Here is a 15,489-nt window from a genome sequence, read left to right as displayed (position 1 = left end):
CCCTTCCCTCGGCGGTCTTATTGGACCGGCTTCAGGCGCAGGAGATGCATAAGGCGCATCCGGTTGTTGTCATGATCTTCCGGGTTCATGACCGGATCCTTGTCGGTCACCCAGCCGGTGAAACGCTTGCTCGAAAACTGATACCAGGTCGGTCCGTTGAAGACAGGCACGACCGGGAAGTCATCGGCAACCAGCAGCTGAATATCGTTGAAGATCTTCTTGTGATCCTCATCCGATGTCGCCTTCAGATACTGGTCGAAAAGCGCATCGAGTTTCGGGTTCGAGTAGCGCGAGGGAGCGCCGGTGATGCGCCCGCCATAGGCGGTCGAGAGGTTCTGGTAATAGCCGCGGAAAGGTGTGGCGCCATCGGCGCGCGAGTTCATCACGACCTCGAAGCTGCCATCGAGAATCTGCTTGCGCCATTGTTCGTATTCGGGAGTGGCAACCGAGGCATTGATGCCGGCCGCACGCAAGCCTTCAACGGCGATCTGCACGGCGTCGATCCAGTCCGTCCAGCCATTCGGGACGATGATCGGAAAAGTGATCGGCTTGCCGCTGGGGCTCGTGCGGAAACCGTCCGCACCCTTCTTGTAACCGGCATCGTCGAGGATCTTGTTGGCCTTGTCGGTATCCAGGCCCATGAAGGCATCCTTGTCGCCTTCAGCCGCCTTGTTGCTCCAGCCTTCAAAACGCGGCGGCAGACCGGAGGCGTGCTCGTTGACAACCGGATAACCGAAGCCCGCAATATCGACCATCGACTTGCGGTCCATGGCAAGGCTGAAGGCGTGGCGGAAGTTGAGGTCCTTATAGGCTTCCAGATTGCCCTCATCCTTGGTCTTGAAGTTCATCTGGAAGGCAACGGTCTCGGCCGGCGGCTGCCAATAGCCGTTATGTTCGGCGTCGAGCGCCACGAATGTCTTGTCGATCTCGGGAATGAAGGAGCCGATCCAGTCCATATTGCCCTCGGGCAGGATCGCGAGCATCTGGTCGTTGCCGGAAATCTGCGGCAGGCGCAGGCAATCGACATGCAAAGAGGCTGCATCCCAATAGTTCGGGTTGCGGCACTGCTCATAAACCTGCGGTGTGAAGCGGCGCACTTCCGTCATCGGACCGGAGCCAACCGGCTTCTCGTTTTTGAATGCCACGGGATCGGAAACATCCTTCCAGACATGCTCGGGAACGACGGCGAGGTCGGCCAGCGATTCCGGGAAGTCGGAATTGACGGCCTTGAGCTTGATCGTCACCTCAGTCGGCGAAGGCGCCTCGACGGATGCCACGGTTTCGCCGACACCAACGGTATCGAGCGCGGCATTCTTCAGCATCAGATCGATCGTATATTTGACGTCCGCCGATGTCAGCGGCTGGCCGTCCGACCATTTCACGCCCGGGCGCAGTTCATAGGTGATCGACTTCATGTCGTCGGAAAACTTGTAGTTCGTGGCAAGGCGCCAGACCGGCTTGCCACCGTCCTGTGCGTTGAAGATGACGAGCGGCTCATAGATGAAATCCATGGTGCTCTGCCGGCGGCCGGCAAGGTCGAATGGATTGAAGTTCTGCACCCAGCTCGTCTGCTCTTCGATATGCATCGTCAGAACGGCTTCGGCGGCCGAAACAGCCGATGCGCCAAACGCCATCACCGCCGTCAAGGCGGTCGCCGCCGCCCAGCCGGCACGCGCGGAAACACTGCGGATTACGCTCTTATCCAGTCCCATTTTTACGTTCCCTTGCTTGTTATTTTTTAGATTCAATCAAATTGATTTAATCAAGCTAACGCAAGATTTCCGATCCGGTCAATCGGGTGGAAACTAAAATTTCGGCTCCAACATTTGAACTTGATCGCGTCGGCGCAGATGCCGACAGATTGCTCGCCAACCGCGGCTTCGCCGGGAAAACTGAATTGTCATACTTATTGTGCGTCGCGAAAAGCCTGGCGCAAGCGCCATTCGTCAGACTGAAATCGTTAAGGCGTGACTATTTGATCCAGCCTATGTTGAAGCCATGACGGCCTACTTTTCAGCACGATCAGCCGTCCAGCATCTGCTGGGCGGCTATTTCACCGATTATCGGTTCAGATCAGCCTCTTAAAGACCTACCGGAAAACCTTCGAACGGCTTGATTTCCTTGAGAACAAAGGTGGTCTGCATTTCCTTGATACGCGGCAGACGGCGCACGACGGACATCGCGAAATCGGCATAGGAATCGAGATCAGGAGAGACGACCTGCAGCAGAAAATCCGAGTCTCCGGCAATGCTGTAGCAGGCAACAACCTCCCGCAGCCGTGCAACTTCGGCGGCAAAGGCGTCCGCCTCCGCCTCGTTATGGCCATCGATCTTCACCCGGATGAAGGCAAGGACTCCAAGCCCGAGTTTGCGCCGGTTGAGATCGGCTCGGTAACTCCGAATCACGCCCGTCTCTTCGAGCTGACGTACCTTTCGCCAACAAGGAGACGTCGACATGCCGACGCGCTCGGACAGTTCCTGATTTGTCAGCCGCCCCTCAGCCTGTAGGCTTGAAAGAATTTTCAGCTCAACTGGCTCAAATGTCGTCATCGGTAATATCTACCCAAAAATCACATCGACTGGGTGAAACCTACCAAATATCCACGCTGAACGGCAATACTAGATAGGATCCTTCTGCCGGGATCGCTTAGGCTGTGGCCATCGCAATCTCAGGTCTTTTCCATGCTCTCAGATATCCGCATTGCCATTGTCGTCGATCCCAAACTCCCGCCAGCTCTTATTGCAAATACCGTCAGCGCCATCGGCATAGGCATGGGCGCCAAGATGCCCCTTCTCGGCGCCGAAAGGCTCAGCGACCGCACCGGAAGGACCACCGATATCATCTCCAACCGACCAGTGCCGATTCTGCAGGCCGACGGACAGACGATCCACCAGATCATGTTGAAGGCGCTGAACCAGCCGGAGGAACATGCCATCGTACCGTTTCCCGCTTTTGCGCGGTCACTGCATGATTATGCTGATTATCAGCGCAGTTTCCCGGACAGGGACTTCAGCGAAGAAGAGATCGATGGATTAGGCCTTGCAGGGCCAGCGAAATGGGTGAGGTCGCTGACCGGTTCCCTTAAATTACTGCGCTAGATCGCCGAGCAAGCACAACAAAGGGCTTTGTTGTCGCCGGGACATGTTTGGTGGTGCAAAGTGACGTCTCGTTCGATACCCAGGGACCGACTGGTTAGGAGTGGATCATGAGCGTCCTTCGAGTTCTTGGCAGGCAATCATCCATCAACGTTCGCAAGGTGCTCTGGACCTGCGAAGAGATCGGCATTGATTACGTGCAGGAGGATTGGGGAACGGGGTTTGCCTCGACCAGGACACCGAAATTCCTCGCACTCAATCCGAATGGTCTCGTGCCGGTCATCGAAAGCGATGACGGCATCTTGTGGGAATCCAACACGATCTGCCGTTATCTCGCGTCCAGACACAGCCGCGACGATCTCCTACCGTCGTCCCCCTGGAGGCGGGCACTGGTCGAGCGATGGATGGATTGGCAGGCAACAGAGCTGAACAGTGCCTGGCGCGGCGCGTTCCAGGGGCTTGTGCGCAAGGACGCCGCTTATGCGGACCCCTCGATCATTGCCGCAAGCGCCAGGGATTGGAACGGTAAGATGGCGATCCTGGAAAATACCCTCTCGACGGGCGGACCTTTCGTAACGGGAGATCACTTCACGCTGGCCGATATTTTGATTGGCCTGTCGATCAATCGCTGGTTTCACACACCGATCGAACGACCCGCGCTGTCGGCGGTCATAGCCTACTTCGATCGCCTCCAGGAACGACCGTCCTTCCGGCGAGGCGGTTACGATGCGGTGCCGTGAGCTCTGGTGTTTAAATACCGCATGCTCGCGATGTCGGCGTTAGTGGCGAGCCACGGCGGTTAAGAGCAGATATCCGGCATCGATTTTGAAGGTTCCGCACAGAGATATCCAATTGGGTCTCGGAATCTTCGCCGGCAATCGCTACTTCATTCCTGATGTGATCGTGCGAGAAGGTGAGCCCGTGCAAGCGGACCTGCAGAAAGATATAACGGCCTGGTTCCAGTCGCTGGAGTCCGTCAAGCCCGTTGAGATGGTCGGATTATGGCGAGGCGCTGGCGTTCCATCGGGGCATCCGCTCGATGGCGTCCTCGAAAACCTGCGATGGTTCGGCAAACGCTTTCATCCTGACATGCGGGCCGACGCCCTACTCTTTCAGTGGCATCCGGGACGGCTCGTGGCCATCGATCCGCGCTTCGTCCCTATCGGGCTTGCGATCAAGCTGGCGCCATTCGGACGGACCGCCCTCGCCCAAACCACGTTTTCGTATTTTCATAAGGTATTCCGCGCACGAGGCACGACAGCCGCACTGGAGGTTCGGACATTCGAGTACATCGCAAGCGCTGCAATGGTCTACAACGAGCAGCCGATCGTCGACCACTTCAGACGGGTGGATGAAAATACGCTGGCCGGAATAATGTGCGTGCGCGACGACGAAAGGCGGTTCTTCTTCAAACTCACGAAGATCGACGCTCAGGCCTAGAATGATGTTGCGAACAATCGCCTGGGCAATCACGGCAGCTTCGGTTGCGGGCAACGGTTTCGCCGCTGATGCGGATCGTGGTGCGAGAATTTACCGGGCCTGTTCTTCATGTCACATTATCGATGACACCCGGAGTACATTCGGCCCCTCCCTGAAGGGTGTTGTGGGACGTCGGGCAGCTATCATAGACGATTATGCCTACTCTCCCGCCCTGAAGAAAGCCGGCGAAGACGGGCTTGTGTGGAACGAGCATGAACTTGCGGAATTTCTGGCAAGCCCGAGCAGAAAAATCCCCGGCACAAAGATGCGCTTCTGGGGGCTCTGGAGCTTCGAGATCGACGACCTTATCGCCTTCCTGAAGGCAAATCCGTAGTAGCGCAGGCGGCGGACGATGGCAGGCCTATAAGAGCTTTGTCACCTCCTCCACGTGAATTCGCAGGATGAGCGCCCTCCACAATTCAACCGCTCGTAACGCATGACACCCTTGCTGCGGGTGAACTTCCCTCTAGTTCAGTATACCGCGTCGTGCCCTCGGTCGGCGCGGACCAAACTTGGGAGAAAGCGATGCAAGAGGCCCTCGTCGTTCGCCGCGAAACGCATCTTTCAGCGCCGCCTGCGGCCGTGTTCGCCCTGCTGACGGATCCGGAAAAGATCCTCCGCTGGATGGGGACGGAAGCAGAGATCGAGCCGCAGCCCGGAGGGCTCTATCTCGTCAACGTTACCGGCGCACGTTTCGCTCGCGGCTCTTTCCGCGAAGTGGTGCCGGTCCACCGCCTGGCCTATAGTTTCGGCTGGGATGGGAGCGAAGTGGTGCCGCCGGGCTCCAGCCTGGTCGAGATTGATCTGATCGAACAACATGATGGAACGCTCCTGCGTCTGACGCATACCGGCTTGCCCAATGCCGAGCAATGCGCCGGCCATGCCGAGGGCTGGGCTCACTACCTTGGTCGGCTGAGCACCGTGGCGGCCGGACGCGACCCGGGACCCGATCCCTTCTATGGCAGGAAATGACCAAGATTCTCATTTGAAAGAGAAGCCGAATTCACGAGGAAGGCTACGTCTGGCTGACATCCGGTGACCGCTATGGCATGATCGAGGCATGGATTTGCCCGCCCACCTCGCCTGGCTGATCGATGAGGCCGGCGCCTCGTCCGGCCCCGAACACTTCATAGCCGAGCTTGGCCGCCAGTTGCTTGCCGATGGCCTGCCGCTCGCCGGCGGAGCCCTCACCCTTGCCGTTCCACATCCGATCATTGCGCGTCGCACCTGGTTGTGGCGGGCCGAGACCGGCACCGTCATCGAGGCGCTCGACTTTGCCGGCAGCTCGCTCAACAAGGCTGCGGGCGACTGGCTTGCCGGGCTTGGGCCAGTATACGAAGGAAAGATCGGTCGAGGCTCCGACAGTCCGACATTGGGCTGGGCTGGATCCCGCTCGTTCGATCCGGACGAGGCGGACCGGCTGCACCAGGCCGCCCGCTTTGCAGTGGCACCCTTGGCGGCTCTGACCGCACGAACGGCGCTGACAACCCTTTTAGAGGCCTATCTCGGCAAACGCAGTGCCGCGCAGGTGCAGGCCGGAGCGCTCGGCCGCAGCAGCGGTGAAACAATTCGCGCCGCTTTGCTCTGTGCTGACCTGCGCGATTTCACGGCCCTATCCGAAGCAACCGAGCCCTCTCTCATGATCACCACCCTCGATGCCTGGTTCGATCGTGTTGCAGGCGCGGTACACGCTTTCGGGGGTGAGGTGTTGAAGTTCATTGGTGACGGTGTTCTGGCGATCTTTCCCGTTACCGGAACGCCCGGTGAGGCTTGCGAAGCGTCGCTACGCGCCGTCGCAGCCGCCCGTGCCGGCATGGCGCATCTCGACATTACACGGCAAGCACAGCGCCTGCCGCCGCTACCCTTCGGCGTCGCGCTGCATTTCGGTGAAATGCTCTGGGGCAATATCGGTGCGGCCGACCGGCTAGACTTCACCGCCATCGGCCCCGCGGTCAACCTGGTCAGCCGGCTGGAAGGGCTCTGCAAATCCCTTGGCCATCGTGTGCTGATATCAGGTGCGCTCGCTGCGGAGGTTTCGACGCAACTGGTTCCCCTGGGTGAACACCGGTTGCGAGGCATCGCCGATCCCTGCGCGGTCTTCACTCTGCCAACGGATTGAACGACGCGCAGATCGGGGCAATCGCCGGGGCAGTGACACCAGTCAATCTGCCCCGGCAGTGAGTTCTCATTTGGCCGCCAACAAATATCCCTCGCTCAAATCATCGAGCGCCGTGCCGTTGATCGTCACAGAGCAGCGGTCCGCATCCACCTTCGAAACGGAAACCTGATATTTCCCGCTCGGCAGATCGAGTTCGGCGGAGAAGCCGTTCCATCCGGCCGGCAGGGCCGGCTTGACATGCAGGCGGCCATTTTCCGAGCGGATGCCGAGGATACCTTCGACTGCCACACGGTAGAGCCAGCCAGCCGAACCGGTGTACCAGCTCCAGCCGCCGCGGCCCTTGAGCGCACCCTCGCCATAGACGTCACCGGCGATCACATAGGGCTCGATACGATAGACGTCCGCAGACGATTTATCGAGCGAATGATTGATCGGATTCAGCATCTCGAAGGCCCGCCAGGCGTCTTCGGCACGACCCATGCGGGCGAGAGCCAGGACTGTCCAGGTGGCAGCATGGGTATACTGACCGCCGTTTTCGCGAACGCCAGGCGGATAGGCCTTGATCACACCAGGATCGTTGACCGGCTTGACGAAGGGCGGCGTCAAGAGACGGATGAACTTGCCCTCTTCATCGACGAGCTTGCCAAGGACCGCCTTCATCGCCATGTCGCTGCGTTCCGGATTGCCCTCGCCCGACAGTACGCTCCAGGATTGGGCGATCGAGTCGATCTTGTCCTCTTCGGACTGGCTGGAGCCGAGTGGCGCACCGTTATCATAGTAGCCACGGCGATAATATTCTCCGTCCCAGCCGGCCGTTTCGATCGCTTCCTTGAGCTTGCCAAGATGCGTCGTCCAGTGGCTGACACGTTTAGTATCGCCGCGCGCCTCGGCATAGGCGATGAAGCGGCGTAGCGCGCCGGCCAGGAACCAGCCGAGCCAGACGCTCTCGCCGCGGCCGGCCATACCGACCCGATCCATCTTGTCGCACCAGTCACCGCTCATCATCAGCGGCAGGCCGTTGACCCCGGTGCGCTTAATCGCAAGATCGAGGCCGAGGGCGGCATGCTCGTAGAGCGATGCGGTCGTGTCCGAGATTCGCGGCTGCAGGAAGGCGTCGTACTGACCAGGGCTGAGCTGCGCGCCTTCGACGAAGGGGAGCATCTCGTCCATGATCGCGGCATCACCGGTCGCCGTGCAATATTGATCTACCGCATAGGCGAGCCAGACCGGATCGTCGGAGATGTTCGTGCGAACGCCAGCGCCGCTGTCTGCCAGCCACCAGTGCTGGAAGTCGCCTTCCGGGAACTGGCGCCGGCCGGTATCGAGGATCTGCTTGCGGGCGATTTCCGGTGAGTGGAGCAAGAAGGCCAGCGAATCCTGCAGCTGATCGCGCAGGTTCCACGCGCCGCTGGACTGGTAGAAGGCGGTGCGGGCCATGATACGGCAGCCATAGGTCTGATAGGGCAGCCAGCTGTTGACCATGAAGTCGAGGCGCTGATCCGGCGTAGAAACACGCGTCTTGCCGGTAAAGTTCTTCCAGAAGTCGCGGGTCTGACCAAGAACAGCTTCGAAGCTGACCGAGCGGATCTCAGCAATCAGAGCAGCGGCGTCTTCCTGCGAGGCAGCATCGCCCATATAGAAGCAGATGTCGCGTACCTCGCCAGGCGCGATCGTCAGATCGAAGGCCATGGCGGCTGCCGGATCGCCATCGAGGTCCAAAGCGTTGGAGAGACGCGAGCCCGCTGAGACGGTGCGCGGCTGCTGGATCGTTCCGTGTCGGCCAATGAATTCGCGACGGCTGGTGGAAACGCTCGACGGTGTTTCGCTTGCCGCAAATGCCGCGACACGCGTCCCGAAGCTCACGCTGAACGGATTGCTCGCGAAGACGGCCCCACTCGTGCTGTCATAGCTGGAGATGATGAAGGGTTTGCTCTTCGTCGGGTTGTTGCCGAGGATCCATTCGGCATAGCCATAAAGACGCAGCTTGCGTGCCTCGCCCGCATCGTTGCGGATGCGCAGCTGTGTCAGCTTGACCGACTTTTCCATATGCAGGGTCTGTGTCACCTCCAGGGCGATATCGTCCTGAACCGTTGAGAAGACCGAGTAGCCGAGGCCATGACGGGCTTCGAAGCGCGTGTCGGAGCGCTGCGCCAGAGACGCATAGGGAACGATGACCGAGCCGCGATCGAGGTCCTTCAGGTAGAAGGCTTCACCCGGCCGGTTGGTGACCATGTCATTGGTCCAGGGCGTCAGCTGATGGTCGCGAGAGTTCTGGCTCCAGGTGAAGGCAGCACCTTCGGCCGAAACATGGAAGCCGAAACTATCATTGGCCATGATGTTGACCCACGGCTGCGGCGTCTGCTCGCCGCCCGACAGGCGCACGACATATTCGCTGCCATCGGCCGCAAAGCCGCCATAGCCGTTCCAGAAGGCGAGATCGCCGCCATCGGCCTGTACCGGCTCAGCAGTACCGCGGACCATCCTCGGCACTAGCGTGGAATCACCCCACTGACCGAGCAGCGCGGGTGATCCGGCAACGGAACGAGCCTTCTGCAGTTGGTCGATGAGACTGCCGTCGCGGCCACGCAGAACAACGCGCGAGGCAGCAATGATGGCGCCATATGCTTCCGGTGTCGTCAGGTCCTTGCGCAGCACATAGATGTTGCGCTGGATGCCGGCAATTTCGCTTGCATGGCGCGCCGCGTCGCAGAGCTGGTCGATCGTGCGCTGCATTTCCGCAGCCGCCTCGCCGGCACGCTCGTTGAAGATCACGAGATCGACTTCGACGCCGCGCGATTGCAGGAGACCCTGAGCCCGCAGCAGTTCCTTGACAAGATCGGTGCCGAGTTCGTCGGTGATGCGCAGCGTCATCAGCGGCGCATCGCCTGATAGCGTTGCACCCCAGAGAACGGACTGCGACTTAAGACCCTCGCGAACCGCCTTGCTGTCGGCGCGCAGCGCCATATCGGGATAGATGATGTAGCGCGCGAACCGCTGATAGGCGGCGGCCTCCTTCGAGTTGACGCCGATCTGGCGCAGCTGGCTCTGCGTCCTCGTCCAGGCCTGAACGAGACCCTGGGCAAAGCTTTCCGGCTGGCGATAGTGCTCCAGTGCCGCTTCGAGCTCGGCGCGTTCGGCCGCCGCAATGGTCCAGAAAGTCACGCTGACCTTTTCGCCGGCCGGCACGCGAAGCGTACGGCGCAGCGACACGCAGGCATCCATGGTGAAGCCGTCTGTGCCTGACAGCTTGGCATCCGGATCGAACGCAGCGGCTTCGGTCAGGGTGCGGCCCCGGCCGAGGAAGCGCATGCGGTCGGTCTCATATTGCGTCGGGCCATTTTCGCCTGACGTATCGACGATAAGCTGCGCGATGGTGACATCGGGATCGGTCAGGCCGCGCTTCTGGCGTTCGACGACGATCGCGTCGCCGGCCGCGGCAATCTCGGTCTTCAGGAACATGCGGGCAAAGACCGGATGGCCGGTATCGACGACATCGAGCGTCGCGACCGGTTCCATATAGGAGGTCACTTCGATGACGCGATCTTCAGTGCCGGTATTGGTGATCGTCAGACGGCGGCCTTCCGCATCGTGATCGCTCGCGACGAAGACTTCCATCTCGCTCGTCAGCTCACCGACGGTCTTGACGAATTCGGCCTTGTCGTCGCTGAAGCTGACGCGCACGTGTTCGTTGGCGATCGAGCGCGGCTCGGCCGTCGCAGACCACCATTCGTTGGATTCTGTATCCCGCAGGAAGATGAAGGAACCCCAACGGTCCTCGGTCGGATCGGCCCGCCACCGGTTGACGGAAAGGTTCTTCCAGCGGCTGTAGCCGGAACCCGTCGCTGTCAGCATGGTCGAATAGCGACCGTTGGACAGCAGCAGCAATTCGCGTTCGCGCGATGCCGGGTCTTCCAGGCGACGCACTTCCGGACGCATGAGGTCGCCCTGGATGGTAGCAGGCGCATCGGTTTCATGCTTGGCCGCCATGACAGGGATGTCGCGCGGTGCCTTTTCCTGCAGCAGCAGCTCGGCTGCCTCGATGACAGGATCAGCATGGAAAAGCTCACGCAGCATTCCATCGAAGGCGACGTTGGCGACGGCTGCAATCGACATACCGTGATGGTGCGCATAGTAGTTATAGACCACGGCGCACTGCTTGCCCTCAGGCACGCGGTTCGGCGTGAAGTCGACGGCATCATGGAAGCCATACATGCCAAGCGCGCCGACAGCCCTCAGCCTGTTGAGGTTTTCGAGTGCGGCGATCGGGTGATACTGGCTCGCCAGCAGCGAAGCGTAAGGCGCGATGACGGCGTTCTGGCCGAGACCGCGCTTCAGGCCGAGCGTCGGCACGCCAAAATTGCTGTACTGATAGTTCATCTGGTGGTCGCGGGCATTGAAGGCCGCTTCCGAAATGCCCCACGGCGTGCCGAGCTTGCGGGCATAGTTCATCTGTTCGAGAACGATCAGGTTGTTGGTCTGGTTGAGAATACCTCCGCTGCGCTCCTGCATGACGAGCGGCGGCATCAGATATTCGAACATCGAACCGGACCAGGAAACCAGCGCCCCGCGCGGGCCAACCGGGACGACGTGACGACCAAGCTTGTACCAATGCTCTGTCGGAAGGTCGCCCTTGGCGATGGAAAACAGGCTGGTCAGGCGTGCTTCTGAGGCAAGCAGGTCGTAGCAGGCCGCATCGACTTCCTCCGTCTCTACCCGGAAGCCGATCGACAGCAACCGGCGCTCGGGCCGATAGAGGAAACTGAAATCCATGTCGAAAGCGATTTCGCGGGCGCGATTGCCGACGTGGATCAGCCGTTCGCTGATGGCATCCACCTGCGAAGGATCGAAAGCCTTGTCGGTGAGATGAAGCTCGCAGGTTGCCACGAGCTTTTCCGCCCATTGGACGATCTCGTCGCTTTGCGCCGTCTTGACCTCTCGGTCGAGGCTGCCGGCAAGTTCGCGGATTTCGCGGGCCTGTCCGGCAAATCGCTCGATCAGGCCTGAGGAGAATTCCTTCTCCCGCTTGCCGGTGGCAACCGCTGTTTCGAGATCGGCGATCCGGCCATCGAGCCGATCGTGAAGGGATAGGACAGACTTGTCTTCTTCCCGAAGCTCGTTCAGCACCTCGCGAAGAATGGCCGCGACATCGCCAATGCCATCGAGATCCGTGTGAATGTGGGCAAGCGGAGCCTGCGCCCAGATGCGGCAGGCCGACGATACCGCAATCAGATGGCCGGCAAAATTACCGCTGTCGACCGATGACACATATCGGCGACCGAGCGGCTTCAGCGTGTCGGTATGATACCAGTTGAAGAGATGGCCGCGATATTTCTCGAGCCTGTCGACGGTTTCGATCGTCTGCTCGATGCGCTTGACCGCATCCTCGAAGGAAATCCAACCGAAGCGGCGCGCCGAAATCACCGACAGAAGGTAGACGCCGATATTGGTCGGCGAGGTACGCATGGCGACGACGGCATGCGGCGTCTGCTGGACATTGTCCGGCGGCAGGTAATGCTGGCCGGGGACCACGAAGTGGTCGAAATAGCGCCACGTACGCCTTGCGATCTTGCGCAATTCGTTGCGGACATTGTCGGGCACATCGAGCCGGTCTTCGGTTTCCGCCGTCTGGCTCACCGTCCAGGCGATAGCCGGCGAGAGGACCCACAAAATAACGAAGGGAAGGCCGACCATCCAGGCGCTGTCGCCGGAGGAAATGACGAAAAGCAATGCCAGGACGGCGAGCACCGGAGCCCGCCACATGACTTTGTAATGGCCGAGGATGGTCGTCTGAGCCATGGCCTGGGCGCTTGCGGCGGTGCGCCACTGCAGCATCAGCTTGCGGCTGACGAACAGGCGGTGGAGCGAGCGGATAATGGCGTCGGCCATGACGCAGGCGGTGTCGGCGATGAAGACGATGCGCATCGCCACCTGGGCGTTGGCATTCTCAATATCTTTCCAGACAGTATGCAGATGGGCCTGCAGGATGATGTCGCTGGTGCGCGGGATGATGCCGTTGATCAGCGACAGGGTCGGTGCGACGAACAGGCTGAAGATCAAGAGGATCTGCCAGATGAGCGCGCCGAGCGGGTCCATCCAGTACCAGCCGAGCACGGATGCCAGGAACCAGGCGATCGGCGTCAGCGAGCGACGCAGGTTGTCGAACATCTTCCAGCAGCCGAGCGCAGTGACACCACGGCGATCGTCGAAGATGTAAGGCAGAAGCTGCCAGTCGCCTCGCGCCCAGCGATGCTGGCGCGAGACTTCCACTTCGTAGCGGATCGGAAAGTCCTCGACCAGTTCACAGTCCGTCACCAGTGCGCAACGCGCCATCGAGCCTTCAAGCAGGTCGTGGCTGAGAACCGAGTTTTCCTTGATCCGTCCCTTCAGCGACGCTTCGAAGGCATCGACGTGATAGAGACCTTTGCCGGTGAAGGTGCCTTCGCCGGTGATGTCCTGATAGACGTCGGAGACGGCAAAGACATAAGGATCGAGGCCGCGGTTGACCGAGAAGACGCGCTGGAAGGTCGATGCATCCTTGCCTGTCGTCAGCGACGGCGTCACACGGGGCTGAAGCACGCCGTAGCCATCAACGACCCGCTGTTTCCTGGCGTCGAAGACCGGGCGATTGATCGGATGATGCAGCTTGCCGACAAGCTTGGTCACGGTGTCGCGGACGACACGCGTGTCGCTGTCGAGCGTCATGACATATTTCACGTCCTGCGGCACGACATCGGCGCCTGGCAGGAAACTCGTGTTCGGCTCGCCGCGCAGCAGCATGTTGAGCTCATGCAGCTTGCCGCGCTTGCGCTCCCAGCCCATCCAGGCGCCTTCGGCCGGATTATACTGGCGGCGGCGATGCAGCAGATAGAAGCGTTGCTTGCCGTCCTCGGCGTAACGTGCCTCCAGATTGGCGATCTTGCTCAATGCATAGTCGAGCACTTCGATATCGCGGGCACTCTGTTCTTCCTGCGCGTCCGGCCAGTCGCTCAAAAGCGCGTAATAGATTTCACCGCGCGCATTGGCGAGATAATGGACCTCAAGATTGCGAACGAGTTCATCGACATGTTCGCGCTTGCCGATCAGGCAAGGGATGGTGACGAGCGTGCGGGCTTCCGCAGGCAGGCCCTTCTTGAATTCATAGCCGACAAGACGGTCGGGCGTGATGAAGAAGGTGGCGAAGAAGTTGAAGAGACCAGTCGCTCCCTCGGATGCGGGAAGCGCGAACATCAGCAACAACACGATCGTCGCAAAAAGCGGCATGCCGGCATCGACAAAAATCGCATCGGTGATGACCAGCGCCAGCAGCGTCAGCAAGAGAACCGGCACGGCGATCGCCAGCCAGTTCAGCTCGCGGATTACGCGCATGAACCGCAGGCCAAGCGTCGGCCGGAAGCCGATCTCAGACTCCAGCGCCGGACGCCCGTTGCCGACGAAATAATAGCCGACATTGCCAGCGGAGGAAGATGGATCCTGGCTTCCTGCCTTTGCGCGGTCAGCCAGGCGCACGGCCGCCTCGGCGATATCCATTTCCGTCTTGTCGGAGCGCTTGGCAAGCTTTTCGATCTGGCGGCGGTAGCTGTTGCGGGAGCCGGAATCGAGCTCGGCATAATCCGTCTGCTGCCAGAGCAGCTTGTCGATCGTGCTGACCTCTTCGACCCATTCGGACCAGTCGGTGTCGTTTATCTCGCGCAGGCTCTTGATGATGCTGCCCATCAGCGTATTGGCCGCGCCAAGACGCACCTGCTCGGCCGACATCACCGTTTCGGCATCGGTCCCCTTTGCCGCGAGCTTGGCCTCGAGCCAGCTCAGCGCAGCTTCGGTCGGTTCCAGCGCGTTACGCAGGCGATAATGCAGCTGGGTGACGAAGGTCGTGTCATCGAGATTGGCAACCAGCGTCTCCAGGAAACCGGCGGACCCGGCATCACCGAGCGCAATCGCCTGGGTGGCCGCTGTATTGGCGCTGGTGCGCATTTCGCGGCTCTTGTCGACATGCGTCGCAACATGGCGAAGATTGTCGATCAGCACGTAGCGCACGAGCGAGGGCAGCGCCCAGAGTTCGCCGATGCGCAGCGTCTCCCTGTCCTGGAAGCCTTCCGTGACCGCGGCCATACCAGCATTGCTGATATTGCTATGGGCATGCGCCATGTAGAGCCAGGCAAGCGCCAGCGTGCGCGGCACTTCCGTTCCGTCAAGCTTGATCTTGCGCAGTTCGCGATAGAATTTCTTCGGAAAGTCACGACGGACTTCCTGGATGGCTTCCTCGACGATGTAGTGGTTGTCGAGCAGCCATTCGGTCGCCGGCGTGATGCTCTCGCCCGCATCGACATCGGCTGCAGCAGCGCGATAGACCCTAAGGATCTCGGCTTCGTTCTCCCGGTGCCGCTGGAAGAAATCGAAATTCTTGAAACTCGCCACGTCAAGCGCGCGGTTTTCCGCAAACTGCGCGGCCTTTACCCTCAGCTGATCATTCGACAGGAGAGCGGCGCGGATGCCGAAATCGGGATCAGCGGCGGTTGCATGAACATTCGCGCCCGAAGCGCCCGTAATATTTTGAGAGGACATAGTGTTTTCTCTTCTACTGGGTTCGTGTCCGGCCGATGCATTCTTGCAGAACTGGATGCGAGAAGGGGCACGAACGTTTCGAATTGGGCATCTTCATTGCTTTTGAGCGGGAGTTTACATTCAAACGTGGATTGTTCGAAATGGCGGATAGTGGTCAATAGCGGCCGCAAAATGAACGGACGATTAATCGAACCGTTGGCCGGGTAAAATGAACCCATATCGGCATGCCGCCGC

9 protein-coding genes are annotated in these 15,489 nt (G+C 60.1%); 6 read left to right on the top strand and 3 right to left on the bottom strand.

Translation table 11 applies throughout. The features are described from left to right. Positions 1–17: 17 nt before the first annotated feature. Together AB8B33_RS28490 and AB8B33_RS28485 are read right to left on the bottom strand one after the other, a co-directional pair. Positions 18–1,712 (bottom strand): ABC transporter substrate-binding protein, encoded by a 1,695-nt coding sequence (locus tag AB8B33_RS28490; RefSeq protein WP_439017942.1) that lies wholly within the window; start codon positions 1,710–1,712, stop codon positions 18–20. 369 nt (positions 1,713–2,081) lie between these two features. Beyond that, positions 2,082–2,549 carry an Lrp/AsnC family transcriptional regulator gene (locus tag AB8B33_RS28485; protein ID WP_439017941.1) on the bottom strand — a complete coding sequence of 156 codons (468 nt, stop codon included), beginning with the start codon at positions 2,547–2,549 and terminating at the stop codon, positions 2,082–2,084. Between the two features lie 132 nt (positions 2,550–2,681). Here AB8B33_RS28485 and AB8B33_RS28480 point away from each other — a divergent pair, with 132 nt between their 5' ends. From AB8B33_RS28480 to AB8B33_RS28455, 6 genes are all read left to right on the top strand, one after another. Continuing rightward, entirely contained in the window at positions 2,682–3,098 is a 417-nt protein-coding gene (locus tag AB8B33_RS28480; RefSeq protein WP_439017940.1) for a DUF2000 domain-containing protein, read from the top strand. 107 nt (positions 3,099–3,205) lie between these two features. Next, positions 3,206–3,835, top strand: coding sequence for a glutathione S-transferase family protein (locus AB8B33_RS28475; RefSeq protein WP_439017939.1), 630 nt, complete (start codon positions 3,206–3,208; stop codon positions 3,833–3,835). 112 nt (positions 3,836–3,947) lie between these two features. Next, complete coding sequence (locus AB8B33_RS28470; RefSeq protein WP_439017938.1) at positions 3,948–4,535, top strand: GXWXG domain-containing protein; 588 nt, start codon at positions 3,948–3,950, stop codon at positions 4,533–4,535. A 1-nt stretch (position 4,536) separates the two neighbouring features. Further along, a complete protein-coding gene (locus tag AB8B33_RS28465; RefSeq protein WP_439017937.1) occupies positions 4,537–4,908 on the top strand; it encodes a c-type cytochrome in 372 nt (123 codons plus the stop codon). Positions 4,909–5,099: 191 nt separating this feature from the next. Continuing rightward, positions 5,100–5,546, top strand: a complete 447-nt coding sequence (locus tag AB8B33_RS28460; protein WP_439017936.1) for an SRPBCC family protein — start codon at positions 5,100–5,102, stop codon at positions 5,544–5,546. An 88-nt stretch (positions 5,547–5,634) separates the two neighbouring features. Further along, positions 5,635–6,693, top strand: coding sequence for an adenylate/guanylate cyclase domain-containing protein (locus AB8B33_RS28455; protein ID WP_439017935.1), 1,059 nt, complete (start codon positions 5,635–5,637; stop codon positions 6,691–6,693). 66 nt (positions 6,694–6,759) lie between these two features. On the opposite strand, the gene AB8B33_RS28450 is transcribed toward AB8B33_RS28455, so the two are convergent. Then, the gene (locus AB8B33_RS28450; RefSeq protein WP_439017934.1) at positions 6,760–15,255 is read right to left on the bottom strand and encodes a GH36-type glycosyl hydrolase domain-containing protein; all 8,496 of its coding nucleotides are present in this window, start codon (positions 15,253–15,255) and stop codon (positions 6,760–6,762) included. Positions 15,256–15,489 lie beyond the last annotated feature (234 nt).

The sequence above is a fragment of the Rhizobium sp. 768_B6_N1_8 genome, assembly GCF_051811225.1.
Classification (GTDB): Bacteria; Pseudomonadota; Alphaproteobacteria; order Rhizobiales; family Rhizobiaceae; genus Rhizobium.
The sequence above is the reverse complement of the archived record's forward strand: the minus strand, read 5'-3'. Positions and strand labels throughout refer to the sequence as shown.

Coding starts and splice junctions, on each gene's coding strand:
- AB8B33_RS28490 (WP_439017942.1), bottom strand. CDS start 1,712: ATGGGACTGGATAAGAGCGTAATCCGCAGTGTTTCCGCGCGTGCCGGC.
- AB8B33_RS28485 (WP_439017941.1), bottom strand. CDS start 2,549: ATGACGACATTTGAGCCAGTTGAGCTGAAAATTCTTTCAAGCCTACAG.
- AB8B33_RS28480 (WP_439017940.1), top strand. CDS start 2,682: ATGCTCTCAGATATCCGCATTGCCATTGTCGTCGATCCCAAACTCCCG.
- AB8B33_RS28475 (WP_439017939.1), top strand. CDS start 3,206: ATGAGCGTCCTTCGAGTTCTTGGCAGGCAATCATCCATCAACGTTCGC.
- AB8B33_RS28465 (WP_439017937.1), top strand. CDS start 4,537: ATGATGTTGCGAACAATCGCCTGGGCAATCACGGCAGCTTCGGTTGCG.
- AB8B33_RS28460 (WP_439017936.1), top strand. CDS start 5,100: ATGCAAGAGGCCCTCGTCGTTCGCCGCGAAACGCATCTTTCAGCGCCG.
- AB8B33_RS28455 (WP_439017935.1), top strand. CDS start 5,635: ATGGATTTGCCCGCCCACCTCGCCTGGCTGATCGATGAGGCCGGCGCC.
- AB8B33_RS28450 (WP_439017934.1), bottom strand. CDS start 15,255: ATGTCCTCTCAAAATATTACGGGCGCTTCGGGCGCGAATGTTCATGCA.